The 25,459-nt window shown below is 62.6% G+C and carries 21 protein-coding genes and 1 riboswitch; of the genes, 6 read left to right on the top strand and 15 right to left on the bottom strand.

What is annotated here, in order from left to right; genetic code table 11:
- Window positions 1–53: 53 nt before the first annotated feature.
- From J3T92_RS03385 to J3T92_RS03335, 11 genes are all read right to left on the bottom strand, one after another.
- A complete protein-coding gene (locus J3T92_RS03385; protein ID WP_267399726.1) occupies window positions 54–590 on the bottom strand; it encodes an arginine repressor in 537 nt (178 codons plus the stop codon).
- Window positions 590–1,564, bottom strand: coding sequence for an ornithine carbamoyltransferase (argF, locus tag J3T92_RS03380; protein WP_267399725.1), 975 nt, complete (start codon window positions 1,562–1,564; stop codon window positions 590–592). The genes J3T92_RS03385 and argF overlap by 1 nt, the downstream gene beginning before the upstream one ends.
- Before the next feature lie 47 nt (window positions 1,565–1,611).
- The gene (locus J3T92_RS03375; RefSeq protein ID WP_267399724.1) at window positions 1,612–2,907 is read right to left on the bottom strand and encodes an acetylornithine transaminase; all 1,296 of its coding nucleotides are present in this window, start codon (window positions 2,905–2,907) and stop codon (window positions 1,612–1,614) included.
- Window positions 2,894–3,841, bottom strand: a complete 948-nt coding sequence (gene argB / locus J3T92_RS03370; protein WP_267399723.1) for an acetylglutamate kinase — start codon at window positions 3,839–3,841, stop codon at window positions 2,894–2,896. The genes J3T92_RS03375 and argB overlap by 14 nt, the downstream gene beginning before the upstream one ends.
- A 71-nt stretch (window positions 3,842–3,912) precedes the next feature.
- Complete coding sequence (gene argJ, locus J3T92_RS03365; protein WP_267399722.1) at window positions 3,913–5,082, bottom strand: bifunctional glutamate N-acetyltransferase/amino-acid acetyltransferase ArgJ; 1,170 nt, start codon at window positions 5,080–5,082, stop codon at window positions 3,913–3,915.
- Window positions 5,079–6,173, bottom strand: coding sequence for an N-acetyl-gamma-glutamyl-phosphate reductase (argC, locus tag J3T92_RS03360; protein WP_267399721.1), 1,095 nt, complete (start codon window positions 6,171–6,173; stop codon window positions 5,079–5,081). Before argC ends, argJ begins: the two co-directional genes overlap by 4 nt.
- Before the next feature lie 108 nt (window positions 6,174–6,281).
- Window positions 6,282–6,872: a DJ-1/PfpI family protein gene (locus tag J3T92_RS03355; RefSeq protein WP_267399720.1), complete on the bottom strand. Its 591-nt coding sequence runs from the start codon at window positions 6,870–6,872 to the stop codon at window positions 6,282–6,284.
- A gap of 23 nt (window positions 6,873–6,895) precedes the next feature.
- Window positions 6,896–7,504, bottom strand: a complete 609-nt coding sequence (locus J3T92_RS03350; protein WP_267399719.1) for a DUF4190 domain-containing protein — start codon at window positions 7,502–7,504, stop codon at window positions 6,896–6,898.
- A gap of 25 nt (window positions 7,505–7,529) precedes the next feature.
- The gene (pheT, locus tag J3T92_RS03345) at window positions 7,530–10,136 is read right to left on the bottom strand and encodes a phenylalanine--tRNA ligase subunit beta (RefSeq protein WP_267399718.1); all 2,607 of its coding nucleotides are present in this window, start codon (window positions 10,134–10,136) and stop codon (window positions 7,530–7,532) included.
- A gap of 7 nt (window positions 10,137–10,143) precedes the next feature.
- Window positions 10,144–11,211, bottom strand: a complete 1,068-nt coding sequence (gene pheS, locus J3T92_RS03340; protein WP_267399717.1) for a phenylalanine--tRNA ligase subunit alpha — start codon at window positions 11,209–11,211, stop codon at window positions 10,144–10,146.
- Window positions 11,212–11,280: 69 nt separating this feature from the next.
- Window positions 11,281–12,201, bottom strand: a complete 921-nt coding sequence (locus J3T92_RS03335) for a TrmH family RNA methyltransferase (protein WP_267399716.1) — start codon at window positions 12,199–12,201, stop codon at window positions 11,281–11,283.
- A 220-nt stretch (window positions 12,202–12,421) separates the two neighbouring features.
- Here J3T92_RS03335 and J3T92_RS03330 point away from each other — a divergent pair, with 220 nt between their 5' ends.
- On the top strand, window positions 12,422–13,042 hold the full coding sequence (locus J3T92_RS03330) for a superoxide dismutase (RefSeq protein ID WP_024626528.1): 621 nt from the start codon (window positions 12,422–12,424) through the stop codon (window positions 13,040–13,042).
- A 109-nt stretch (window positions 13,043–13,151) separates the two neighbouring features.
- Here J3T92_RS03330 and J3T92_RS03325 read toward each other — a convergent pair whose 3' ends face one another.
- From J3T92_RS03325 to J3T92_RS03315, 3 genes are all read right to left on the bottom strand, one after another.
- Window positions 13,152–15,641: an ATP-binding cassette domain-containing protein gene (locus tag J3T92_RS03325; RefSeq protein WP_267399715.1), complete on the bottom strand. Its 2,490-nt coding sequence runs from the start codon at window positions 15,639–15,641 to the stop codon at window positions 13,152–13,154.
- Between the two features lie 10 nt (window positions 15,642–15,651).
- Window positions 15,652–16,326, bottom strand: coding sequence for an ECF transporter S component (locus J3T92_RS03320; RefSeq protein WP_267399714.1), 675 nt, complete (start codon window positions 16,324–16,326; stop codon window positions 15,652–15,654).
- Between the two features lie 49 nt (window positions 16,327–16,375).
- A riboswitch (TPP riboswitch) is annotated at window positions 16,376–16,491 on the bottom strand.
- Window positions 16,492–16,494: 3 nt separating this feature from the next.
- Window positions 16,495–17,871: a dipeptidase gene (locus J3T92_RS03315; protein ID WP_267400241.1), complete on the bottom strand. Its 1,377-nt coding sequence runs from the start codon at window positions 17,869–17,871 to the stop codon at window positions 16,495–16,497.
- 66 nt (window positions 17,872–17,937) lie between these two features.
- Between J3T92_RS03315 and J3T92_RS03310 the strand changes: the two genes are divergently transcribed.
- The 5 genes from J3T92_RS03310 to J3T92_RS03290 all read left to right on the top strand — a co-directional run bounded on the left by J3T92_RS03310 (window position 17,938) and on the right by J3T92_RS03290 (window position 24,097).
- Entirely contained in the window at window positions 17,938–18,564 is a 627-nt protein-coding gene (locus tag J3T92_RS03310) for a DUF3043 domain-containing protein (RefSeq protein ID WP_267399713.1), read from the top strand.
- Between the two features lie 140 nt (window positions 18,565–18,704).
- Complete coding sequence (locus J3T92_RS03305; protein WP_267399712.1) at window positions 18,705–20,192, top strand: dihydrolipoyl dehydrogenase family protein; 1,488 nt, start codon at window positions 18,705–18,707, stop codon at window positions 20,190–20,192.
- Between the two features lie 48 nt (window positions 20,193–20,240).
- The gene (locus tag J3T92_RS03300; protein ID WP_267399711.1) at window positions 20,241–20,975 is read left to right on the top strand and encodes a DUF4191 domain-containing protein; all 735 of its coding nucleotides are present in this window, start codon (window positions 20,241–20,243) and stop codon (window positions 20,973–20,975) included.
- A 136-nt stretch (window positions 20,976–21,111) separates the two neighbouring features.
- Entirely contained in the window at window positions 21,112–22,548 is a 1,437-nt protein-coding gene (glnA, locus tag J3T92_RS03295) for a type I glutamate--ammonia ligase (RefSeq protein ID WP_267399710.1), read from the top strand.
- Window positions 22,549–22,750: 202 nt separating this feature from the next.
- On the top strand, window positions 22,751–24,097 hold the full coding sequence (locus tag J3T92_RS03290) for an MFS transporter (RefSeq protein ID WP_267399709.1): 1,347 nt from the start codon (window positions 22,751–22,753) through the stop codon (window positions 24,095–24,097).
- 97 nt (window positions 24,098–24,194) lie between these two features.
- Here the strand turns inward: J3T92_RS03290 and J3T92_RS03285 are convergent, their stop codons facing one another.
- Complete coding sequence (locus J3T92_RS03285; protein ID WP_267399708.1) at window positions 24,195–25,391, bottom strand: Mrp/NBP35 family ATP-binding protein; 1,197 nt, start codon at window positions 25,389–25,391, stop codon at window positions 24,195–24,197.
- Window positions 25,392–25,459: the final 68 nt, after the last annotated feature.

Genomic DNA, 25,459 nt, shown 5'->3' with positions numbered 1-25,459 from the left:
CCTCTTTCCTTCTAATTTCACACTTGTCAATATTCAGTTCATGCTTTCAGCCATCATCGGGCTCTGGCATCCTCCTGGCCGGAGACGATAGTCATGAGCCAGTCGGCCCGGGATGAAGCCGATTCATCGTCTGCAGCGATGATCAGAATCGTGTCGTCCCCGGCTATGGTGCCCAGGATTCCATTGATGGGCTGGCGGTCCAGGGCAGAAGCTGCATACTGGGCAGCGCCGGCCGGGGTTCTGACCACCAGCAGGTTGCGGGCCCGGGCCACTGAGGTAATCAGCCCAGTCAGAATCTTGGCCAGGTAGGCATCGGTCTTGTTCTCCCCCTCGACCTCAGGCCCCTCTGCGGCAGCCGCCTCCATGGCCTGCTGGTCGGTGGTGGCGGGAATCCAGTAGGCCATGCTGCCGTCTGCATACCGCAACTTGGTGGCATGCAGGTCGTCCAGGTCCCGGCTCAGGGTGGCCTGGGTCACCTCAATGCCCTGATCAGCCAGCAGGGCTGACAGCTGCTGCTGGGAGTTGACCCTATGTCGGCTCAAAGCCTGACGGATGGCATCCAGCCGGGCCACCTTGGTCGTCGGACGCATCAGCACACCCCCTGCAGGAGGGATTCGTCACCCCGGGAGCGGGCCACCAGCCAGGTCATCAGGGCCTTCTGGGCGTGCAGCCGATTTTCGGCCTCGTCCCAGACCACGGACTGGGGGCCGTCAATGACCTCGGCCGTCACCTCCCGGCCCCTGTAGGCGGGCAGGCAGTGCTGGAAGAGTGCATCCGGGCGGGCATGGGCCATAAGTGCGGCGTTGACCTGATAGGGCAGGAAGGGATGGGAGCGGATGGCGTACTGGTCCTCCTCGCCCATGGAGACCCAGGTGTCGGTGAAGACGCAGTCAGCGTCCTCCACGGCCTGGACCAGATCCGTGGTGACCAGAATGGATCCGCCGTTTTCAGCGGCCAGGGTCCGCGCCTGTTCCACCAGGTTTGGATCGGGCAGGAAGCCGTTGGGTCCGGCAATCCGCACGTTCATGCCGGCTACTGCCCCGGCCAGCAGATAGGAGTTGGCCATGTTGTTGGCTGCGTCGCCCAGGTAGGCGATGGTCATGCCGGCCAGGGCGTCGACCCCGCCCCGGTGCTGTGCCAAGGTCAGGAAGTCGGCCAGAACCTGGCAGGGATGGAAGGAATCGGTCAGCGCGTTGATGACGGGCACGGTGGCATGGGCAGCCATGGTCTCCACCCGATCCTGGCCAAAGGTGCGCCAGACTATGGTGGACGTCATCCGTGTCAGCACGTTGGAGGTGTCCGCCACGGGCTCGCCACGGCCCAGCTGCGAGCCAGAGCTATCGATGACCATGGGATAGCCGCCCAGCTGGGCCACACCCACGCAGAAGCTGGTTCTGGTGCGCGTGCTGGGCTTGTCGAAGATGATGGCCACGGCCTGAGGCCCCTTATAAGGCTGAGATAAATAGGGATTTGCCCTGAAAGCCATGCCCAGTCGGAGAACCTCCAACTGCTCCTCGTGGTTGAGGTCGTCGTCACGCAGCATGTGCCGCAAACCGTTGTTCATCTCTGCCTCCCTATCGCTATGATTATGCACGTCATTGATGGCTGATCTCACTGATCATCCTGCCGCAAGCCCTTGTCCGCGAGACTGGCCGGAGCCTTGGACAGGATATCCACGGCCAGGTCGATCTGATCGGCCTGGATGATCAGGGGCGGGGCCAGACGCAGGGCATCGGGGGCCACAGCGTTGACGATCAGCCCATGGTCCAGGGCCCAAGAGGCCAGATCCCCGGCACAGGGAGCGCTCAGCTGGACCGCATCCAGCAGTCCCCTGCCTCTAACCTGGGTATAGAGGGGATTGCCACAGTCGGTAAGGCCGGCGCGCAGCCTCTCCCCCATCTGCCGCGCCCGCTCCAACAGGCCCTCCTGCTGGATGGTATCCAAGGTGGTCAGCGCCAGAGCCGATCCCAGAGGATTGCCGCCGAAGGTGGACCCGTGCATGCCCGGGGTCAGCAGACCTGACGGCCCAGGGCCGAAGGTGATCATCCCGCCCATGGGGAATCCGCCTGCCACCCCCTTGGCGAAGGTGAGCACGTCCGGGCAGGCTCCTCCGGACAGGCTCTGGTCTTGGAAGGCGAACCAGTGGCCGGTCCTGCCCATGCCGGTCTGCACCTCGTCCAGAATCATCAGGGCTCCATGCTGGCTACAGAGCTCACGCACCTGCCGAACGTAGTCAGGATTCAGCGGCAGCACCCCGGCCTCTCCCTGGATAAGCTCCAGAATGACGGCAGCCACCGGCTCTTCTGAGGTCTCCCCCTGTGCAAAGGCCTTCTCTATAGCTTCGCCGTCTTCTGCCGGCAGGAAGCCCATACCCGGGACCAGGGGCTGGAAGGGCTCACGGATGGCCGGCTTCCATGTCAGACTCAAGGATCCCATGCTGCGGCCGTGGAAACTATGGGTCAGCGCCATGATACGGCCGGGAAGCCCGCCCAAGTGAGCGCCATGCAGCCTGGCCAGCTTGATAGCCGCCTCATTGGCCTCGGTTCCCGAGTTGGCGAAGAAGACGCGGGATCCCTCCGGTGCCTGAGCCAGGTCCAGCAGTCGTTCGGCCAGCTCGATCTGAGGCTGGGAGGCGAAGAAGTTGCTGATGTGGGCCATCTTTCCGGCCTGCTCTGCCAATGCCTTGTTCCAGGCAGGATGGGCGTAACCGAGGGCATTGACCGCGATGCCGGCCATCATGTCCAGATAGCGGTTGCCGTCCAGGTCCCAGATCCAGGCGCCTCGACCATGGTCCATGACCCTGCCCGGCCGACCGAAGACCTGCATGTGGACGCGGTCATAGCGGTCTGCCCATTGACTGCTCTGCGGCCCCTCGGGAGTTCTCATAGGTGCATCAGCCTTCGTCATGGCTCCTCCTCATGATCATGTCCTTGCCCGGTACGACCACCGTGCCGATGCCGTTGCGGGTGAAGATCTCGTTGAGCATGGAATGCGGCCGCCGCCCGTCGATGACGTGGGCCTCGCCCACCCCGGAGCGCACGGCCTGCAGGCAAGCCTCCATCTTGGGGCGCATCCCCTCATGCATGTCCTCCAGCATGTCCTCAAGATGGTCCACCCCGATGCTGGAGACCAGGGAGTCGGCCTGGGGCCAGTTGGCATACAGGCCCTCCACGTCGGTGAGGATGACCAGTTTCCGGGCCCCCAAAGCTACTGCCAGAGCGGATGCGGCCGCATCGGCATTCACGTTGAGCACCTGGGTGGGATCCTGCTCGTCAGGAGCCACAGAGGAGACGACGGGAATTCGCCCGGCATCGATCAGGTCTTCGACGGCCGAGGCATCCACGCCCACGACCTCGCCCACCAGGCCCAAATCAACCGGCTGACCATCCGCCATGCCGGTACGGCGGGCTGCACTGAACAGGCCAGCATCCTCACCCGACAGGCCTACAGCCATGGGACCGTGGGCATTGATGGCCCCGACCAGATCCCTGCCCACCTGTCCGGTCAGCACCATACGAACCACCTTCATGGTCTCCGGTGTGGTCACCCGTAGGCCGCCGCGGAAGACCGAGGGGATGCCCAGGGCCTGGAGCATGCTGGAGATTTGCGGGCCGCCGCCGTGCACCACCACCGGATGCATGCCCACCTGCCTCAGGAAGACCATGTCTTGGGCAAAGCACTGCCGCAGATGGTCGTCCACCATGGCATGGCCACCGTATTTGACTACGATCCGCTGGCCGGCGAACTCCTCCAGCCAGGGCAGGGCCTCGATGAGCACCTGGGCCTTGCGGGCGTCGTCCAAGGCCTTTTCAGCTTCGGCTTCCTGCTCGTCATCCGCCATCCTCTTCCCCTTCCTTATGACCATCTTCCGATTGCTGCAGCTCTTGGCAGCGCGCCTGATCGGTCTTCCCATCAGGTGTGGTAGTCGGCATTGATGGTCACGTATTCGTGGGTCAGATCATCGGTCCATACCGTGGCCTGGCTGTCACCCTGACCAAGGTCGATATCGATATGGACCTCTGGGACATGCAGGTCGACCAGCTCCGGGTCCTGGCCGGGACGGCCGCCCCGGCAAACCTTGATGCCGTTGAAGCTGACATCCACATGGGCCGGGTCATAGGCCGCCGTCGAAACCGGCACGGTGCCCAGGGAGGACACCACTCGGCCCCAGTTGGGATCCTCGCCGGCCACCGCGCACTTGAGCAGTGTTGAGCCGGAGACCGCCCGGGCGCAGGCAAGGGCTGCATCCTCACTCTCGCCACCATCCACCCGGATACGGATCCGATGCCTACTGCCCTCGCCGTCGGCCACAATCCGATGGGCCAGATCCGCGCAGGCCTGACCCAGCTTCTCCTGGAACTGGTCGGGATCAGGCCGCACACCAGAGGCCCCGGAGGCCATCAACAGGACGGTGTCGTTGGTGGACATGCACCCGTCCACGTCGATCCGGTTGAAGCTGAGCTGGCAAGCTTCCGACAAGGCTTGGAGTGCCTCTTCCGGCTCCAGAATGGCATCGGTGGTGATTACACAGATCATAGTGGCCAACTGCGGGGCGATCATCCCGGAACCCTTGACCATGCCGCCCAGCCGCCAGCCGGATCCGTCCACAGCCACGGTCTTGGTGCAGGTGTCGGTGGTCAATATGGCCTTGGCGGCCTCTTCGCCGGCCTCCTGACTGGCCGACAAATCCTGGGCAGCCTGGTCAATGCCGGTCAATATGGAATCCAGATGCAGCAGATGGCCGATGATCCCGGTGGAGCAGACAGCAACTCGATCAGCGGGCAGACCCAGTTGCTCTCCTGTCCGCTCAGCCATGGCCCTGGCCTGGTCCAGGCCCTCGGGACCAGTGCAGGCGTTGGCATTGCCGGAGTTGATGACCACGGCTCCAGCATGGCCTTCTTCAAGGATTCGGCTGGTCCAGATGACCGGAGCGGCCCGGAAACGATTGGGGGTAAAGACCCCAACAGCCGTGTCCATGGGTCCGCTGTTGACGACCAAGGCCAGGTTTCGGCGCTGTGGACCTCCCGGACGATGGGCGATGGCGGTGCCAGTCCGGAAGCCTGCAGGGTAGGTGATGCTCATGGTGCAACTCCTATGGTTGTCAATCCGGTCTCCTCGGGCAGGCCCAGGGCCAGATTTACGGCCTGGAGGGCCTGGCCTGCGGTGCCCCGGGTCAGGTTGTCGATGGCGGCGAAAGCGTAGAGGCGGTCGGCGCGCTGGTCCACAGCGACCTGGACCTGGGCCCGGTTGGAGCCGTACACGTCGGCCGTGGAGGGGAGCCTGCCCTCGGGGAGCAGATCGACGAACTGCTCCTGGGCATAGATCTCTTCCCAAACGGCACGAATATCTGCCTTCCCCATGCTCCGTCCACGCTCGCTCAGCTTGGCCGAGACCACAGCCAGAATCCCCCTTGACATGGGGACCAGTATGGGGGTCAGCCCCAAACTGATGGGCTGTTTCCCAAGACCTCCGAGGTTCGGATCCGCAGCTGCGGCCTTACGCAGGTTCTGCAGAATCTCAGGGATATGCCGATGGGTGCCGCCGACCGAATAGGGATGGGCTGAATTGATGGCCTGGGCTGCCAGTAGATCCATTCTGCCGCTTGAGCGTCCGGCACCCGAATAGCCGACTGCCAGGTCAGCAACCAGATCATTGGTCTGCACCAATCCGGCGGCCAAAGCAGGCTGGAAGGCCAGGGTGACTGCCGTGACATTGCAGCCGGGACCAGCGATCCGCCGGGTCTGCCCAAGCAACTGACGCTGACGACCGCCACCCGGATTGAGCAGCTCAGGCATCCCGTAGGTCCACGGGCTTGAGAAAGGTCCGCCATAATAGTCTTGCCAGTCCTCCGGATTCTCCAGCCGGTGATCAGCGCCCAGGTCGACCATCAGCGATTGCGGATCCAGCTGCTCGGCCAAGGGACCCGAAGCCCCGTGAGGCAGGGCCAGAACCACCAGATCATGGCCGGCCAAGATCTCCGGCTTCGTATCCTGAATCTGCAGCGAGGCCAGCGACTCCGGAAGGTTGGGCGAGAACTCCCCCAACAGTCGACCAGCGGAGCCGTGACCGGTGACCGTGCATACCTGAAAGGCTGGATGCGCTGCCAATAGACGGATCATTTCCGAACCGGCATACCCCGAAGCTCCCGCTACAGCCACCGTGTATTGCCGCATGAGTGCTCCCTTCATCGGGCACCATCATACATACTCATGCAGTAAAACGCATATTTATACAATTCGGCGTGTCGCTATACACATGCTATAGCTGCGCGACGCTGTCACCTATGCGAAGGGATCATAACCGGAATCTCGGTTTCGGATGTATTCCATTTGCGTACTGGCCCTGTCCGCAGCCTCGGGCCCGCATGTGTCCTCCACAAAGGCCAGTGCCATGTCAATACCGGCCGAGATACCCGAAGAGGTACGAAACTTGCCATCAACCACCCAACGGGCATCCTTGACCCAGTTCACACGCTTCCCCGTGCTGACGACCCAGTCAAAGGCCAAGTCATTGGAGGTCGCACGCCGACCGTCGAGCACACCGGCGACAGCCAAGAGAGCCGATCCTGTGCAGACCGTCATTACCTGGGACGACTGGGCGGCCAGGTTTGCCAACTGCCCAATCCATCGGTCGTTTCCAACCAGAGTTCGCGTGCCGGACCCGCCAGGTATCAGCAAAACTCCCTTGGGATCGATCGCTTCGGGTCCTACAGCTTCGACCCTGACACCGTCCTCTTCGACTTTCACTCCAGGGCCCTCCAAAGAGAAAAGTCGCACCCGGGCGCCATCAGTATTGATGAAAACCTCAAAGGGGCCGAAAACATCCAAGGGCTCAAACCCGTCGAATACGACAATATTGATATCCAAACCCATCTGAATGACCCCCTGCTTAGATCTCAGGCGCTGACACCGCCCCCGCCTGAGCCGCCGCCACCCGTCGAGGGCGACGGCACCATCTGTTGGTAGAAGTCGTTCAGGGAGACCCCGTTGACCAGAAGCCAGATCCAGGCCAAGGTAAAGAGCAGGTTGATGATCAGGGCAGCCATGGCCAGCCCATAGCCCTTCATATGCAGTCGGCGGGTCCGATACATGGAAACGCCGCCGAGCAAGGCGGGAATCACAGGCATGGGCAGGAAGAGAGCCATAAGGAAGGCGATGATGGCGCAGGGATCCCAGTGGCCGTAGACCGGATTTTGGGAGGGGTCGTTCAGATCGGGCATGCCCTGGGGAAGCCATCCTGGCGCACCGGGACGGGCCTGAGGATTGCCAGGATTTCCGCCGCGGCCGGGACCCGACTGCCCCGCCATGGGCATGGGCCTATTGGCGGGGTTGCCCTGGGACGAATCGGATTCCTTGGCCTTGGGTTCGGGGTCTGGGCGACCGTAGATGTACGGATTCCATCCTGGATAACGATCGGCGCGCGCGCCGTACAAGGGCTGGTCGCCCCCATCATGATCCTGGCGGTCGGGTCCACCGGCTGTGCCCTGTTCTTGAGAATCCGTCATGTCCCTCGGTCCCCTTGATGCCCGGTCAGGCACGCAGCACGGCGCCCAGACCTGCAGTCTTGTCAACGATGGCCTGGCGCAGGGATTCGCTGTCCTCGGACGTCAAGGTGCGGTCCGGGGCGCGGAAGGTGACTGCGAAGGCCAGCGATTTTGCATGCTCACCGATCTGATCGCCAGTGAAAACGTCGAACAGCTCGATGGATTCAAGACTAGACCCAGCCGCTTCTCTGATGGCGGAAGTCAGGTCGGCTGCCGAGACCGTGTCCGGCACGGTGAAGGCCAGATCCTGACGGACCGGCGGGAAGGTCGACACGGGCTTGGCCTGCAGGGGGGTGTAGTCCAAATGGTCCAGCACCATGTCCATACTCAGCTCGAAGGCGGCCGAGTGGGCAGGGAAGCCCAGAGCCTGATCAACCCGAGGATGCAACTCGCCCACCATGCCGACAAGCGTGCCGTCATCCAGGACCAGCCTGGCGGTACGGCCCGGATGCCACTGGTCGGGCACCTGCTCGGCCGAGGGCTGCTCAAGCCGATAATGCGCTCCCAGCCTATCCAGGACACGCCGAGCGGATTCGACTGCATCGGTCCAGTCCACATCCCTGCTGTCCTTGAGCCAGCCGTCCTCCTGGGCACGGCCGGTCAGCAAGGCCGCCACATGCAGCCGTTGCTCTGGCAGACCCTGGTCCAGGCGGGCCAGATCCTCGTCGCTGGGCCGCACACCGCCCGGAAGGGTGGGCACCGCAGGAGCCTTGGGATCGCGACGGAAGACATAGCCGATCTCGAAGAGACGCACATCCGTGTTGCCACGTCGCAGGTTGCGCTCCACGGTGTTGGCCAGCGGCAGCAGCAGGCTCTGGCGCAGGTAGGGCCTGTCAGCGGCCATGGGGTTGGCGAGTTCCACGCTGTTGACATGGACCTCATCAGGATCCATGCCGAAGGCCTTGAAATCATTGTTACCGACGAACGGGTAGTCCAGAACCTCGGTCAGTCCATACTCGGCCAGGGTGTCAGCCACCCAACGGCGGCGCTGCTGGCGATCGGTCAGACCAAACGCTCCGGACACCTTGGGTGATGGCACGGTGACGGGAATGCGGTCATAACCCACCAGACGGGCCACCTCCTCGACCAGGTCGCAGCCCTCACCCAGGTCGGGCCTCCAGGTTGGAGGAGTCACCGACAGCCGATCTTGAGGATCGCCCTGGACAGTACAGCCGATATCACGCAGAATGGCCACGATGCGCTGGGGCTCCACCTCCAGTCCGGTCAGACGTGCCACCTCGCTGACGGCAAAGTCGATGACCGGCATGGGCTTGGTCTGATCCATATCCAGCGGAGCATCCAGGTCCTGCCCACCGGCAAGGCGATGCAGCAGGTCAGCGGCCATGGCTGCGGCGGCTGGCTGCATCTGCGGATCGACCCCGCGCTCAAAGCGCTTGGAGGCCTCCGAGGGCAGCTTGTGGCGACGGGCGGTCCGGGCGATGGTCACCTGGTCGAAGTGAGCGGACTCAATCAGAATGTTCTTCGTCTGATCGGTCACTTCTCCGTACAGACCGCCCATGACGCCGGCCAGACCCAGAATGCGAGATCCCTCTTGCCCCTGGGGCGAGTCGGTGATGAGCAGATCCTCGGTGCTGAGCTCGCGATCCTTGCCATCCAGAGTAGTCAGGTGCTCGCCCTGCCTGGCCCTGCGCACCACGATAGGCCCGCTGAGCTTGTCCAGGTCGTAGGCGTGCAGGGGCTGGCCCAGATCCAGCATGACGTAGTTGGTGATGTCCACCGGCAGGCTGATGGAGCGCATGCCGGCCCGAACCAGCCGACGACGCATCCAGCTGGGAGTCGCCGCCTTGGGGTCGCACCCGGTCAAGGCACGCAGGTAGTACCGATCACAGCCTGGCTGACCGTGAATAGGATTCTCATCCTGAACGCGCACGGCCAGCGGTGCCTGATCCTCCTGGGCTGCCGAGGCCGGCACCGTCTTGTTCAGTTCAATCACCGGATCCGTGTACTCGGCGCCCGTGGAGTGGTGGTATTCGCGGGCAACCCCCCGGTAGGAGAAGGCGTAGCCACGGTCAGGGGTGATGTTGATCTCAAGCACGGGCGTATTCATATGCAGGAGGCTCATGGCATCGTCACCAGGCTTGAGCTGCTCGTACTGCTCGGGGGTGAACCCGTAGTTGCGTAGCAGGATGATGCCCTGATGGTCCGAACCCAGTCCCAGCTCACGCTCGGAGGCGCACATGCCGTCCGAGATATGACCGTAGGTCTTGCGTGGTTCGATGCGGAAGTCACCGGGCAGGACGGCCCCTGGCAGAGTTACCACCACCTTCTCACCCGCAGCCATGTTGGGGGCCCCGCAGACGATGCCACGCGGCACCTTGCGACCCTGGTCGTCCACGGCGTTGTACTGCTCGCCCACATCAACATGACACCAGTTGATGGTCTTGCCGTTCTTCTGAGGCTCAGGCTCGGCATCCACCACATAGCCGACTACGATTGGGCCGGTCACAGTGGACTGGTGGATGTCCTCTTCCTCCAGTCCGACCCGGACCAGGTCCTTGGCCAGCTGTTCATAGGTCAGATCCTCAGGGACCTGCACATGCTCCTTGAGCCAGTCGATATCTACCATTGGCATCTGACAGTCACTCCCCCATCTCGAACTGCTGGCTGAACCGCACGTCGCCTTCGACCAGGTCGTGCATATCGTTGATGTCGTGGCGCAGGAGCAAGGTGCGCTCCATGCCCACACCGAAGGCGAAGCCTGAGTAGCGCTGCGGATCCACGCCGGCTGATCTCAGAACGTTGGGGTTGACCATGCCGCAGCCTCCCCATTCAATCCATCCGGGGCCGCCCTTCTTGTCAGGGAACCAGAGGTCCATCTCGGCGCTGGGCTCGGTGAAGGGGAAGTACGAGGGCCGTAGTCTGGTCCGGGCCTCAGGACCGAACATGGCCACAGCGAGCTTGTCCAGGGTGCCCTTGAGGTCGGCCATAGTCAGGTGTTCATCGACGGCGATGGCCTCGCACTGATGGAAGACCGGGGTGTGGGTGGCATCCAGTTCATCGGTGCGGAAGACCCTGCCCGTGCAGGCCACGTAAAGCGGTACACCGCGGGTTATCAGGGAACGGGCTTGATCGGGCGAGGTATGGGTGCGCATGACCATGTTGGAGCCGACGAAGCCGGCGGCGTCCCTGGCCTGGCTGCCCTTGACGTAGAAGGTGTCCTGCATCTGACGGGCAGGATGGTCAGGGCCGAAGTTGAGCGCATCGAAGTTGTACCATTCGGCTTCCAGCTCGGGGCCCTGGGCGATACTCCAACCCATGGAGACGAAGAAATCCTCCACGTCCTCCATGAGCTTGGACAGCGGATGACGTGCGCCCTGAGGTTTACGCTCGACCGGAAGGGTCATATCCACCTGCTCGGCAGCAAGGCGGCGGGACTCCTCCTCCTGGCGCAACTGCCGCTCCTTGAGCCCGTAGGCGCGGCCGAAGTCAGCCTTGAGCTTGCCCGCTAAACGGCCGGCGGTCTTCTTCTGATCCGCTGGCAGCCTTCCGATGATCCGGCCGGATCCGGCCAGGGCTGAACCTGTCCCTGCATACTTGGCCTTGATCGCCTTGAGTTCTTCCAGATCGGAGGCTTCGCGAATCCTGCCGATGCCCTCGTTGACCTCGTCGGTCATCGCCGCGGGGTCGAATTCTTCCTGTGCCACCATGGACCTTTCCACTGTTGCCAATGCCGTGTCCGGGCCGCAAATCAGCGGAAATCCCGGTCGTTGACGCCTTCACATTCTTTCAATACGACTCGACATGGCCATGGCGTAAAGCAGCACCGCCGCCGAGGTGGCCAGATTGAGTGATTCAGCCCGCCCGTATATGGGTATGCGAACGATCTGATCCATGGACTGCAGCAACCCACTGGGCAGTCCACGTGCCTCATTGCCGAAAAGCAGGGCCATGGGTTGACCCGACGAGTCTGGCTTGGCCAGGGCACCGCTCGCCATCAAATCAGTCAGGGAGCGGACGGGTTTGTCCGGCGTGCCATAGACATCCGCGGCCACCATGGACCGACCCTGCCGTCTGCACAGGCCCAGGAAGTCTTCGGTGCCCATGCTCATCAGGGGTATATGAAAGGCCGATCCGGCCGTAGAACGAATAACCTTGGGATTGGTGGGTTCCACGCACTGGTCCACCAGGATGACCGCCCGGCAACCGGCGGCATCGGCGGTGCGAATGACGGTTCCGGCATTGCCTGGATCACGAATCTGCCAGAAGGCCGCCACCAGGTCGGGCCCCTCCCCCGGCAAGTGCTGGGGATCCTCAAGATCTGTCGGTTGGGCCAAAAATCCATCAGTCCGCGCCTGTGCCAGGATTCCCTGGGCATTGCCGCTGATGGCACGCATGACCCGGGCCGAGACGAAGTGTCCGTAGCAGTCAGGCAGCTCTCGAGCCTGCTCCATGATGGCCCCTACGGTCTCGTTGAGTGGCTGCGGATGGCCGCCCTGGGCTACAGGAGAGGATTCATCTATCTGAATATAGAGGTCGGTCAGCAGGTCGGGACGCCAGCGGACCGCCTCGCGCACGCTCTGCGGCCCCTCTATCAGGAAGCGGCCATGACGCTGCCGGGCCCGCCGATCCTGCAGTTCAGCCAAGCGACGAATTCGTTGGGCACGGGGATTGTCGAGAAGGGATTCATCAAAGGGCATGAGCACAACTCTAACCCCGGCAGTCGAGAGCACGGCTGACGGACCTTCATGAGCCCGCATCTGTGGGAAATTTCACTGAAAGAAAGGTCTGCGCCCCTTGTGCTCGGCGAACAAAAGGCTAGTGTAAAAGAACCGGTCGGGTCGACCACGTCCATTGCTGGTATGGCGCAGACCGACCATGGCACATCTGGCTTGGCCAGAATCATTGTGAGGAGACGATATGCCCGTATACACACTTCCCGATCTGCCCTACGACTACTCGGCACTGGAGCCGTACGTGTCCGGCAAGATCATGGAGCTGCACCATGATAAGCACCATCAGGCTTATGTGAACGGGGCCAACAAGGCCCTGGAGCAGATCCACGACGCGGCCGAGTCCGGCAACGTGGCTCAGTCCAACCTGCTGGAGAAGAACCTGGCCTTCAACCTGGCCGGGCACAAGAACCACTCCATCTTCTGGAAGAACATGGCCCCGGCCGACGGCCAGGAGCCTACTGGCGAACTTAAGGCCGCCATCGAAGACCAGTTCGGGTCCTTCCAGGGCTTCCAGACCTACTTCGAGTCCATGTGCGCAGGCATCCAGGGCTCCGGCTGGGCCGTCCTGGCTTGGGATACCCTGGGCGAGCGCCTGGTCACCCTACAGATGTACGACCACCAGGGCAACCTGCCCGTCACCATCTTCCCGCTGGTCCTGCTGGACCTCTGGGAGCACGCCTACTACCTGGAGTACCTGAACGACCGGGCCAGCTACGTCAAGGCCTGGTGGCACATCGTCAACTGGGAGGATGCCTCCAAGCGCTTCGACGAGGTGCGCAACATCAACACCACTCTGGCCAGGTAAAAGACCAGCGCTTCCAACCACAGGCAAACCTTGGCCCTTTCCCCTCTCTGCGGGAGGTGGAAAGGGCCAGGGTTCCTCTATATCTGAGACCTGCGGAAACCCCTGACGATCAGTTGCCGAAGAAGGCGATGGAGCCGGTCAGCGCAGCCATGGTCAGGGAGATTGCGGGCACAGCCAGACAGATAAGCAGGAAGCCCGCATCACGAGTTCTGACATGGGAAACCCTGGCATGGGTTCGTGGAGTGCTGCCGCCGAAGCCCCGGGCCTCCATGGCCGTGGCCAAGGTCGTCGAACGCCTGATGGACAGGACCAGCAGCGCGAAGGCTTGAGGCATGAAAGCCTTGAAACGATTCTCATCGCCCAGTCCGCGACTGCGGCGCGAGGCCGTCAGGGCCGACCAGTCGTCCTTGAGAACAGTGAAAAGCCGCATGCCGGCCAACCCGCCGTAGACGAAGCGATCAGGCAGGTGGAGCACCTGGCTGAAGGCATCGGCCAGGTCGGTGGCGTCTATTCCCAGCACGGTGATGATGGCGGGGATCCCGATGGCCAGGATTCGCAACGCAGTAGCCAGGGCCAGGTCCAGCGACCGCTGGGTGATGTGGATCATTCCCCACTGCCAGAAGGTGGCGCCGCCGCTCTTGCCATAGAGGATGATTGCCAGGGCCGAACCCGGTGCCCCCAGGAAGATAGGCCAGGTAGACCTGACCACGCGCAGGGGCGTGAAGCCTGCCGCGCCCAGCAGCAGGAACTCCAGGATCAGGGCCGTCGTGGCCGAAACCGGGTCCAGGCTGATCAGCAGGGGCAGAGCCGCCAGAAAGGCCCCGATCAGACGAAAGGCTGGATTGATAGAGGCTATGTATGGCGATCGGCTGGCTGGCTTGACAGGTTCGTCCCGCTGATCCATGGGCGTGACGGTCAGTCTGGCCGCAACAGTCTTGTGGCGAGCCTGCATATCTGACTCGACTGCAGGCCAGACGGCCTTCTGGGCTCCCGGAGGCGTCATTTCCACCAGGCGGGCATCCAGGGTCTGAACCAGTTCCCGGTCATGGGTGACCAGAATGATGCAGGCTCCCTGGTCGCGCAGGTCTGCAATCAGCTGGGCCATGCTGACCCAGGTGTTCCTGTCCTGGCCGAAGGTGGGCTCGTCAAGAATCAGCATCTGTGGTGCAGCGGCCAGGGCCGAGGCCACAGTGAGCCGCCGCTTCTCGCCACCGGAGAGCGTGTAAGGGTTGGCGCGGGCGTACTGTCTCAGACTGAAGCGACCCAGCAGCTCCAGGGCGCGGGCCTGGGCCTGGTCCTCGGTCATGCCGGTGCGAATGGGGGCCAGCTTGACCTCTTCCAGGACCGTGCCCCGGGCAAACTGGTGCTCGGGATTCTGAAAGACATAGGCGATACGCGCGGCCAGCTGGGAAGAGGTCCATCGAATAGGCTCCGGCTCGGTAGGCGTCTGCCCCTGGGGTCCTCGAAGCAGATGGGCATGGGCAAGCACCGAACCGGCCACGGGCTCCAGCAAACCAGCCAGGGTCATGGCCAGCGTGGACTTGCCGGCTCCGTTGGCTCCGACCAGGGCAGTGACCTGCCCGGCCCTGAATTCCAGATCGATGTGCTCGGCCACTGCCTTGCCCTGACGACCAACCGCCAGATCCCGGGCGGTCAACAAGACTTGATGACCATCATGACCGTGGCCGGATTGCCCAGACCGAGCACGTCCAAGCTCAGGGAGCGAATCCTTGGCACTCCTATAGGCCTCAGGAACCCAGATGCCCAGGGAGGCCAGATCCAATCCAGGATCAGTGAAGACCTCCTGGGGGCTGCCGTCGGCCATGATCACTGTCTTGCGATAGGCTGCAACACCCGATCCACCGACGCTGTCTTCAACCTCGCCCAGCCCGAGCACGATGACCCTGTCGATCATATCCATCCAAGGCTCTGCCCGGTGCTCGACCAGAACCATGGTGGAGCCTTGCCGATCCAAGACCTTCCTGACGGCACCGACAATTTGCTTGACACCGACCGGGTCCAGGTTGGCCGTTGGCTCATCCAGCAGAAGCAACCCAGGCTGCATGGCCAGAGCGCCGGCCAGGGCCAGACGCTGCATCTGCCCTCCGCTCAAATGCATGGTGGATCGGGTCAGCTGCAGGTCAGCCAGACCCACCTCGGCCATGGCCTTCCGCACCCGTGGCCAGATCTCCTCGCGGGGCAACCCCATGTTCTCCGGCCCGAAGGCCACATTGTCACCCAGCCGCTGAAAGATGGCCTGAGCATCCGGATCCTGCAGGACCAGACCCACACGCCCACGGCTTGATACGGCGGGATTGCCGTCGATGAGGACCTGACCCTGGGTCACCCCGCCTTCGTCATCCTCGACCTGGTCCTGACCGCTCTGCGGGGCATGATCGCCCAGCAGCCCGGCCACACCCTCAAGGATGGTCGATTTGCCAATGCCGGAGGCTCCCAGCAGAAGCACCCGCTGACCCGCAGGAATACTCAGGGAAAGATCCCTGACAGCAAAGTGGTTCCGATAGGCATGGCGGTACCCCCAACCGCGCAGTTCCAAGGCCGCGGATTGGTAGGGATTGTCCTGGATGCTCTGGTACACGCCCAGACCTCTACTTCCCGGCCGTCCGAATATCGCGGCCGGAGGCGAAACGGTCCAGAGCCCCGGTGGCGGCAATGGCCTTATAGAGGTACCAAACCAGAACTCCGGCGATCAGCGCGCCCGAAATCAGGGTGGTTATCAGATAGATCACCCCATAGGGGCCGGTCAGGTTGATGGCCTGTAGGTGCGTGCAGAAGGAATACAGCCAGCAGCCGAAACCAGCGGCAGCGCCCGACAGTGCCACCGTGGACATGTTCCAACGCCGGTAGCGCAGCAGCATGAAGACCAGTTCGGCCATGAAGCCCTGAAGCAGACCGATCAGTATGGTCTCCACAGGCACCCAAAGGCTGCCCAGCAGCGACTCCAGGATGGCGGCGACCAGCTCGGCATAGACCGCTGCACCTGGCTTGCGTACGATGACCAATGCCAAGGGCCCGGCGAACAGGTAGAGGCCGTTGAGAATACCGCCAAGACCAGGCACAACCCCGTCCAAGAAGGACCAGGGAATGGTAGTCACCATGGCGACCACCCAGTAGATGACGGCGGAAGCCACCCCGATGACCGAGGCAACAGCGATATCCACCACCCTCCACCGTCTGGAGGGGATCCTGACTTGGGAGGGAGTCTTGTCAGACTCCGACTCCGGTCCGGAAACAGTATTGTTCATGAAATGACCATCAGTCATGATCTTGTGCCTTTCCTCGGGGCGCCCCCTATGAGCGCCATCCCGTTCAGGCACGGGTCCAGTGACATCCGTGCGCCGGCATTACCCGGTAAACGTTCGTCCGGTTGAGGCTGAGCCTCCTCTCAGCCGCACGCCCTTGAGCATACGGCCCCCGTGTCACCTGGCATTCTAGAACATACGATGGTCAAGGGAATCCAGCAGGAGGGCCTCGGTGATGATGTTGTCGACCAGCCCCTGCAGGGAAATGGACTCGTTCGGACTGTGCGCGTTGGACAGGGGATCCTCGGGGCCGGTCACCAGGACCTGGGCCTCAGGGAAGAGGCGCTTGAGTTCGGGGATGAAGGGGATGGATCCGCCCTCGCCCTTGTTGACCGGGTCGCGTCCGAAGGCCTGCCGCATGGCCTCCTCGGCCTGCCGGACCACCGGGCTATCGGCGTCCATGGCCCATCCCATGCCCATGTCGCTGGGGGTGACCTCCACTTTGGCCCCATGAGGGGCATGGGCGACCAGGAAATCAGCCAGAGCCTGCGCGGCCTGCTCAGGCCGTTGGGTGGGCGCAGTCCGCAGCGAAATGCGGAAGCGGGTCTTGTCGGCCAGCACGTTGAAGGAGCCCTCCACCGGATGGGCATCGAAGCCGATCACAGCCGCCGCAGGCTTGGTCCAGAGCCTGGAGGCCAGGGAGTCGGTTCCGGCCAGCCGGTAGGAGTCCACCACGCCGGCATCCGCACGCAGCTGAGCCTGATCCAGGTCACGCTGCAGGCCGCCGACGGGCTGTCCACCCTCCAGGCCGGGCACGGCAAGTTCCCCATGGTCGTCATACATGGAGGAGATCAGCATGGCAGCCAGGGTGTTAGCATCCAGGATGGGCCCGCCGAACTGCCCGGAATGGACCGGGTGCTCCAAGGCTGTGACCGTGACATCCAGGTCCGCATTCCCTCTTAGTGAGGTGGTCAGGCTGGGGGTGTCCGCCGACCAGTTGCCCGAGTCGGCCACGATGATCAGGTCCGAGGCGAAGTCGTCCCGATGAGCTTGGAGGAAGGGGATGAAACTGCGCGAGCCCATCTCCTCCTCGCCTTCGATGAAGACCTTGACGTTGACGTGCAGGTCCTTGCCCAGGGCATGCAGGGCACCCGAGTGGATGGCGATGCCGCCACCGTCGTCGGCCGATCCGCGTCCGTAGAGCCGTCCCTCCTTCTCCACACCGGTAAAGGGATCGGTTGTCCACTGGGAGGGGTCGGGCACCGGCTGCACGTCGTGATGGGCATAGAGCAGAACGGTCGGGGCCTTGTCGTCCACCTGCCGGGATCCGATGACCTCGAAAGCACCAGGGGTCCCGTCAGGATTGGTGGCCTGGACCACACGGGCATCTACACCCACCTGCCGCAGTTGCCCGGCCACATAGTCGGCTGATCGCCGCATGTGATCCCCGGTAATCCCCTTGGCCGAAACCGAAGCCAGGGCGATCTTGTCCTTGAGCAGATCGACGATCCGGCTCCTATCGTCTTGCACACGGGTACGGATCGTCTCCAGGCCCAGTTCCGCCATCATTACCTCCTATAATTGCTTGTGAATCAATGCTTGCGAGTCTAGGCGTCACCGTAACCTGTTCGCATGACATGGAACCCCTTCTCACGCAAGGATCGACGGGACAAAGAGGCGGAGGCGGACCAGACGGCCTCCGCTGAAGAGGCACGGGGCAAGGGACGCCCTACGCCCAAGCGCAAGCAGGCCGAGGCCAGGAACCTGCGCCCGCTGGTCCCCAAGGACCGCAAGGCCTCGCGCAAGGCTGCCAAGGCCCGGATCCGAGCCCGTGAGGATGCTCAGTACGAGGCCATGAGGACCGGCGATATCAACCACATGCCCAAATCGGAGCGCCTGCCTTGGAGAATCTACATCCGCGACTATGTGGATGCCCGCTTCAATCTGCTGGAATGGATCTTCCCGGCCATCATTCTTATGTTCGTGGCCACCCTGATGGGCATGTTCGTGGGTCCGCAGCATTATGCTGCCTTCACCATGGTGGTGACCGTCCTTCTCTATGGCTACCTGATCGTGGCCCTGATCGACACCTGGCTGATGTGGCGCAAGCTCAAGGGCCTGCTGATCGGCAAGTTCGGCGAACGCTCGGTGGCCAAGGGTTCACGATCGGCCTCCTACGCCTGGCAACGGGCCATGATGGTCCGGCGCTGGCGGGTTCCCAAGCCCAAGCAGAGCAAGCGGGGGCACTGGCCCGACTGACGAGCAATCGTCCTTGCACGCCGGCCGGCGGGTCGGTTAACCCGCCCGGTGCCCCTAGGGTTCCGGGCGGTCTCCGTATTCACTCCGCATTATGCCAATGGTCTTCATTCTCCCAGCCGGTACGGCTAGCATGTATTGTTATGCAGCAATCGATCAACCAACCCGCTACAAAGTCTCTTGACCCATGGGATGCCGACAGCCGCCAGTACGACACCATCATCATCGGATCCGGCCCAGGCGGCTATGCCACGGCCCTTCGCACGGCAGAGCTGGGCGGACGTGTGGCCTTGGTTGAGCAGGACCCTGTCGTTGGCGGCGTCTGCCTGAACCGCGGATGCATCCCTACCAAGGCCCTGCTGACAGCCACCCAGGTTCTGGAACAGGCTAGCCTTGGGGCAGCCATGGGGATCAATATCGAGTCGGCCAACATCGATTATCAGAAGCTTCAGGACTATCAGGACCGGATGGTCGATGCCATGACCGGCGGTCTGTCAAACCTGCTCAAGCAGCGTGGCATCACCGTGGTGCACGGCCACGGCACCATTGTCGGTGACGGCCTGGTGGAGGTGGCCGCTGCTGACGGCAATCGAACCCGTCTGACTACCTGCGACACGATCCTGGCCACTGGGTCTCATGCCAGAGCCCTGGAAGAACTCCCTTTCGATGATCTTGTCATCGACACCGACCGGGCTCTAGCACTCAAGCCCTTCCCCCACCGGGCGCTGATTATCGGTTCAGGTGCGGTGGCCCTGGAATTCGCCACTATCTGGAACCAAGCCGGCTGCCAGGTGACCCTGATGATCAGACATGACCGGGTGCTCTCCCACTGGGGTCGGCGAACAGGCCAGATCATGACCCGGGAACTGGAGCGTCAGGGGATTCAGATCATCACCCATGCCCGCTGCTCGGGAGGGCACCGTCTGCCCGCAGACGGGGGCATTCAGGTCGACTACCAGCCGTCCGACGACAAGGGCCATGCGGGAGCGATCGAGACTGATCTGGTCCTGGTGGCCATCGGCAGAGATCCCAATACCAGCCCTAAGCATATGAAAGAGCTGGGCATCGACCTGGACGAGCATGGCCAGGTTCTGACTGACTCCCAGGGGCGCACCAGCCGTGACCGTGTCTGGGCCCTGGGTGACATCACCCCAGGTCACCATCTGGCCCACAGGGCCTTCCAGCAGGGCATAACCCTGGCCGATGCCGCCTCTGGCCTGGATCCTGAACCGGTCAACGAGGCCACCATTCCCCGCGTGGTCTTCTCCTCCCCCCAGGCAGCAGCTGTGGGCTTCAGCCGCCAGGAGGCCGAGGACGATCCATCGCTGAACCAGATCAAGGAGACCATCTACCCCATGATGGCCAACTCGCGCATGCGCATGAGCGGCCTGCAGGGCACCCTCAGCCTGATCACGGCCTGCCAAGCCACTGATCTGGAGAAGCAGATGGTGGTCGGTCTGGAGGTGGTCTCCCCCCAGGCATCCGAGAACATCGCTGAAGCCCAGCAGCTGGTGGGCAACCAGATCCCCTTGCACCGGGCGGCCGGGCTCATTCACCCACATCCCACGTTCTCCGAAGCCATTGGAGAGGCCCTGCTTAAGGCTGATGGCAGACCCCTGAACATGCGGTAGGCATGCGGTAGACTGGTCAACCAGCGAACGTTTCCAAGTGAGGATGGCATGGCTACAGAGGACACCAAGGGCAAAAAAGCAAAAAAGAAGACCAGCACGATCAGCCAGATCGTCAAGATCTACCGATTCACTTATGAAGAGGACAAGGCTCTTCCCTGGCTGCTGGCCGCGGCCATTCTGGTGCCCACACTGATAGCAGTGGTGATCTGCCTGTTGGCTCACTTTGGCTGGCTGTCCTGGATTCTTACCGTGCTTCTGGGCATCATGGTCGGCCTGCTTCTGGCCACCATGACCCTGACAAGGCGCTCTGACCGGGTAGGCTACGCTAAGATGGAGGGTCGTCCTGGCGCTGCCGCCGCCGTGCTGAGCAGCATCTCCAAGGCAGGCTTCTCCTTCCCCCAGGAACCCGTCTGGATTGATGCCAAGACCAAGGATGCCGTCTGGAGGGGCACCGGCCGCACCGGGGTCTATCTGATAGCCGAGGGCGACTACAACCGCGTCAACAAGGCCATGAACCGCGAGGAGGAGAAGATCCGCCGCATCACCCGCGGGTCCGCCATCCCGATCTACCGGATCAGCGTGGGTCACGGCCCCGACCAGGTTCCGCTGAACAAGCTCCAGCGCACCGTGGTCAAAAAGAAGATCAAGCTGACCGCCACCGAGCTGGAGACCCTGAACGACAGGCTGGTCACCCTGCAAAAGCGGCAGAATGCGCTGGGAATGCCCAAGGGCATTGATCCAACCAAGATACGCGTCAGCCGCAAGGCCATGCGTGGGCGCTGACTGTTGCGAAGGTCCCATCTCCTCCAAGGAGGCGCTGGGACCTTCGCATGAAACACCCCTGTAACCTCAACGGCGCATTGCAGAAAAACCGGTCCCCTAGACTGGATGTTACGGTTTTCAGGAAAGGAGCAGTTCAGTGAAAGAACTGAAATCAAAGGCCGATTGCGAAGCTCTGATCAACCAGGAGGGCGTGGAATACGTCTCAGTCAGGTTCACGGACCTGATCGGGGTACAACAGCACTTCACCGTGCCCGCCAGTGAATTCCTGAAAGACGCTTTCACTGACGGCATGGCCTTCGACGGCTCCTCCGTCCAAGGATTCCAAGCCATCAACGAATCCGATATGAAGCTGATTCCAGACCCTGAAACAGCCTATCTGGATCCATTCCGCCGCCACCGCACTTTGAACGTGGCATTCTCCATCGTGGACCCGGTGACCGACGAACCATACTCGCGCGACCCCCGGCAGATCGCCTCCAAGGCTGAGGCCTATCTTCGCTCCACCGGCATCGCCGACACGGCATCCTTTGCTCCTGAGGCTGAGTTCTTCATCTTCGACAAGGTCCGCTTCGAGAACAGCATGCAGCGCTCCTTCTACGAGGTCGACTCCATCGAGGCCCCTTGGAACTCGGGCGTGGATGTCGAGGAAGACGGCTCCGACAACATCGGTTTCAAGAACCGGGTCAAGAGGGGCTACTTCCCCGTGCCGCCCATCGATCACTACCAGGATCTGCGCGACGACATGGTGGCCAACCTGCAGAAGGTAGGCCTGATCCTGGAGCGCTCCCATCACGAGGTGGGCGGCGCCGGCCAGCAGGAGATCAACTATCGCTTCAACACCCTGCTGCACGCTGGCGACGACCTGATGAAGTACAAGTACGTGGTTCACGAAACCGCTGCCCTGGCCGGCAAGGCGGCCACCTTCATGCCTAAGCCCATCGCCGGTGACAACGGGACTGGCATGCACTGCCATCAGTCCCTCTGGAAGGATGGCAAGCCCCTCTTCTATGACGAGAATGGCTATGGCGGACTCTCCGACATCGCCCGCTGGTACGTGGGCGGCCTGATTGAGCATGCCTCGTCCGTTCTGGCCTTCACCAACCCCTCCACCAACTCCTACAAGCGGCTGGTGCCCGGCTACGAGGCCCCGGTCAACCTGGTCTACTCGGCGCGGAACCGTTCGGCGGCCATCCGCATCCCTCTGGCCGGCACCTCGCCGGCTGCCAAGCGGATCGAGTTCCGCGCCCCCGACCCCTCCTGCAACCCCTTCCTGGCCTTCTCGGCCCAGCTGATGGCAGGACTGGACGGCATCCTCAACCACACCGAGCCTCCGGCCCCGATCGACAAGGACCTCTATGAGCTGCCTCCGGAGGAGCACGCCCAGATCAAGCAGGTGCCCGGCTCCCTGGAGGAGGCACTGAATGCCTTGGAGGAGGACCATGACTTCCTCAGCGAGGGCGATGTCTTCACCGACGACCTGATCCAGATCTGGCTGGACTTGAAGCGCGGCGAGTTGGACCAGACCCGTCTGGCCCCCACCCCCCTGGAGTACGAGCTCTACTTCCACATTTGAGTTCTGATGCCGACTAAGGCTGGCTGACCAGCCAGGTCGCATAGGGCCTGATCCTTCCTGCTGAAGGGTCAGGCCTCTTTGTATTATCACGACCATCGGCATCCGCCAATTGATGGCAACACGCCAGCTACGGCCTTCCGGCAGCGGTCAGGCCAGAATGAAAGGCAGGTATGAAAAACGGATCCGATGGAGGTGTAGACCGATGCGCTGGCTGCGTGAGTTCATGGAGTTGCCCGTATACCTGCGAGCCATGCTCATCGTGGACCTCATGTGCAACTTCGGCATCGGCCTGGTCATGCCCATCGAGTTGCTCTTTGCCACCCATTCCCTGGGCGCCACCATGAGCGAGGCCGCCCTCCTGGTAACTATCAGCTCGGTGGGATCCCTTATTTCCAATCCCATTATCGGATGGGTCTCTGATCGCCGCTCCTCCTGGCTGGCCATGCATACGGCCATGATCTTTTCGGTCATCGGCCCCCTGATCTTCACCGTGGCCCACGACTACCGGGCAGCAGTGGCGGGAGCCTTCGTCTCGGGCCTGGGGATGGGTATGCAGACCTCCTGGGCAAGCATTCTGACGCAGATCTCCACCCGGGAGCAACACCGGATCGTCTACGGAATGAACCAGGCCGAGCTCAACCTGGGCATCGGCCTTGGAGCGGCCGTGGGCGGACTGCTGGCCGCCGGCGGCCAGGACTTCCTTTACCGCACTGGCTTCGGCGGCAGGGCTCTGGGATTCGTCCTGCTCAGCCTGTCCCTGCTGGTCATCGAACGCCACTGGCGGCTGCGTCGGCTGACGGCTGAACTCAAGGCCAAGGCAGAGCGGGAGGCCGTCCAGGAATCCGCAGGGGCCACGGGCGCTCTGCAGGCTAAGCAGTCGGACAACAAAGAAAGCATGGCCATCAACGGCACCTTCGGAGGGCGAACCAGCTCACTGACCAGGGTGCTGGCCTCGATGGCCCTGCTGACCCTAGGCACCTTCTTCATGGACCTTTTCGGCTACTCTCAGTTTGACGCCGGTCTGGTCACCACCCTGATTTCGGATCCGCACATCCCCCGCTGGTCCCTTTCAGTGGTGGACGTGGTCAACACTTTCTCAGTGGTCATCATGAATATCGTGCTGCTGCCCCGGCTCAAGAACGCCAACCACGTGCGTCTGCTGCGCACCGTGCCGGTCTTCTGGGCTGCGGCCTGGGTGATCATCGTCCTTGGCCTGCGCCTGGATTCCACCCCCGGCGCCCTGAGCATAGCCTCCCTAGGCATCACCATTTTCGGACTGGGCGAGGTCATGATGGGCATCTCCCAGCCGGTGGTGGCCGCCGAGCTGGCCGGGCCATCATTTAGCGGACGCATGTTCGGCCTGCTCAACACAGCTGCCTCCCTGGGCTACATCGTAGGACCCATGTTCGCCTCCTACATCCTGGCCGGACATGAGGTCATCCCCTTCCTGGCCATGTGTGCCATTGGCCTGGTGGTGCTGGCAGTGCCCTGGTTCCTGGCCATCCCATCGCGGCAGATCACCAGCCAGAAGAGCCCGGCCGCCATCTAATCTCAGGCAAGGCACGACGCCGGGCAAAACTTCGAAAGGGGCAGATTCGAAAGGCGCCCAAGAAGGCAGATCCGCAGTTGCCAGTCCTCATTCAAAGTCAGTCTTCGCCGGCAGCCCGACGGGCATCGCCAGGCTCCGAACCCGCCATCAAGGTCTTGGCCAGGCCCACAAACCGTTTGGTCAGCGGAGAGTCATCCAGGGATCCATCCGGTCTGAGTACAGCCGGTCGACCGGACTCTCCAGACTCGCGCAGGTCGGTCTGCAGGGGCAGCTGCTCCAGCAGGGGCACCTGATATCCCAGGTCACGGGTCAGCTGGTCGGCCACACGCTGGCCGCCTCCCTGACCGAAGATGCGAAGCCGTTCGCCATTGTGCTCGTACCAGGACATGTTTTCGATCACACCCTGGACTTTAGTGGGCAGCTGCAGGGCCACCAGACCTGAGCGAACAGCCACCTGCGAGGCCGATGGCTGGGGGGTGGTGACCACGATCAGCCGGCTGTTGGGCAGGGCCTGGGCCACGGACAGGGCCATGTCTCCGGTGCCTGGGGCCAGATCCAGCAGAAGCACATCGGGGTCGCCCCACCAGACATCAGAGAGGAACTGTTCCAGCGAGCGCTGCAGGCGCGGACCCCTCCAGAGGATGGCCCGGTCCGACCCGGCGAACATGCCGATGGAGATCAGCTTGACCCCCCAGGCGGTGACCGGCATCAACATGCCATGCAGATTGGTAGGCCGATTGCGCACGCCGAAGAGCCCAGGCAGGGAGAATCCGTAGATGTCCGCGTCAATGGCGGCCGTGTCATAGCCCAGGGCAGCCAAGGTGGCAGCAAGATTGACAGTCACCGAGGACTTGCCCACGCCGCCCTTGCCTGAGGCGATAGCAAAGATGCGGGTGCCCACGCCAGGCTTGGAAAAGGGGTTGCTGCGCCGGGCCGCCTTGAGGTCGGCTACCAGGTTGTCCAGCTTCTCCCGGCTCATCGAGGAGACATCGATATGCGGGCGCAGCCGGGCTCGCGGATATGAGGTCACGGTTCCATTGATCTGGTTGGTAATAGTGGTCGACAGCGGGCATCCCTTGATGGTCAGCTCCACCCGCACGGTCACCTCGTAGTCGGCTTGGGCATCCCTGGCTGGCTCGACAATGATGTCGGTGATCATGCCCAGATCAGTGATGGATCGACCCAGTTCAGGATCGATGACCCGACTGAGCCGCTCATAGACCTCCCCCTTGATTCTTCGAGGCAGCTCCTCTAGATTCCGGGTCCCTTCCTTACGATGCTCTGCTTGTTCCATGCCGTCACCATATCGCGCCCAGCCATCCGCTGCCAGGGCGCGGCTGGTCGGATATTGCGAATGTCACA

The organism is Bifidobacterium sp. B4081, from assembly GCF_026537335.1.
Lineage (GTDB): Bacteria > Actinomycetota > Actinomycetes > Actinomycetales > Bifidobacteriaceae > Bombiscardovia.
This window is presented reverse-complemented; position numbering and strand designations above follow the sequence as displayed.

Bases quoted from the DNA above. Each gene is read 5' to 3' on its own strand.
- J3T92_RS03305 (WP_267399712.1), top strand. From the start codon at position 18,705: ATGCAGCAATCGATCAACCAACCCGCTACAAAGTCTCTTGACCCATGG.
- J3T92_RS03355 (WP_267399720.1), bottom strand. From the start codon at position 6,872: ATGGGTTTGGATATCAATATTGTCGTATTCGACGGGTTTGAGCCCTTG.
- argJ (WP_267399722.1), bottom strand. From the start codon at position 5,082: ATGAGCATCACCTACCCTGCAGGCTTCCGGACTGGCACCGCCATCGCC.
- J3T92_RS03320 (WP_267399714.1), bottom strand. From the start codon at position 16,326: ATGACTGATGGTCATTTCATGAACAATACTGTTTCCGGACCGGAGTCG.
- J3T92_RS03290 (WP_267399709.1), top strand. From the start codon at position 22,751: ATGCGCTGGCTGCGTGAGTTCATGGAGTTGCCCGTATACCTGCGAGCC.
- J3T92_RS03385 (WP_267399726.1), bottom strand. From the start codon at position 590: ATGCGTCCGACGACCAAGGTGGCCCGGCTGGATGCCATCCGTCAGGCT.
- pheT (WP_267399718.1), bottom strand. From the start codon at position 10,136: ATGCCAATGGTAGATATCGACTGGCTCAAGGAGCATGTGCAGGTCCCT.
- J3T92_RS03300 (WP_267399711.1), top strand. From the start codon at position 20,241: ATGGCTACAGAGGACACCAAGGGCAAAAAAGCAAAAAAGAAGACCAGC.
- J3T92_RS03375 (WP_267399724.1), bottom strand. From the start codon at position 2,907: ATGACGAAGGCTGATGCACCTATGAGAACTCCCGAGGGGCCGCAGAGC.
- J3T92_RS03330 (WP_024626528.1), top strand. From the start codon at position 12,422: ATGCCCGTATACACACTTCCCGATCTGCCCTACGACTACTCGGCACTG.
- J3T92_RS03285 (WP_267399708.1), bottom strand. From the start codon at position 25,391: ATGGAACAAGCAGAGCATCGTAAGGAAGGGACCCGGAATCTAGAGGAG.
- argF (WP_267399725.1), bottom strand. From the start codon at position 1,564: ATGAACAACGGTTTGCGGCACATGCTGCGTGACGACGACCTCAACCAC.
- J3T92_RS03310 (WP_267399713.1), top strand. From the start codon at position 17,938: ATGACATGGAACCCCTTCTCACGCAAGGATCGACGGGACAAAGAGGCG.
- pheS (WP_267399717.1), bottom strand. From the start codon at position 11,211: ATGGTGGCACAGGAAGAATTCGACCCCGCGGCGATGACCGACGAGGTC.
- J3T92_RS03350 (WP_267399719.1), bottom strand. From the start codon at position 7,504: ATGACGGATTCTCAAGAACAGGGCACAGCCGGTGGACCCGACCGCCAG.
- argC (WP_267399721.1), bottom strand. From the start codon at position 6,173: ATGCGGCAATACACGGTGGCTGTAGCGGGAGCTTCGGGGTATGCCGGT.
- argB (WP_267399723.1), bottom strand. From the start codon at position 3,841: ATGGCGGATGACGAGCAGGAAGCCGAAGCTGAAAAGGCCTTGGACGAC.
- J3T92_RS03315 (WP_267400241.1), bottom strand. From the start codon at position 17,871: ATGGCGGAACTGGGCCTGGAGACGATCCGTACCCGTGTGCAAGACGAT.
- J3T92_RS03335 (WP_267399716.1), bottom strand. From the start codon at position 12,201: ATGCCCTTTGATGAATCCCTTCTCGACAATCCCCGTGCCCAACGAATT.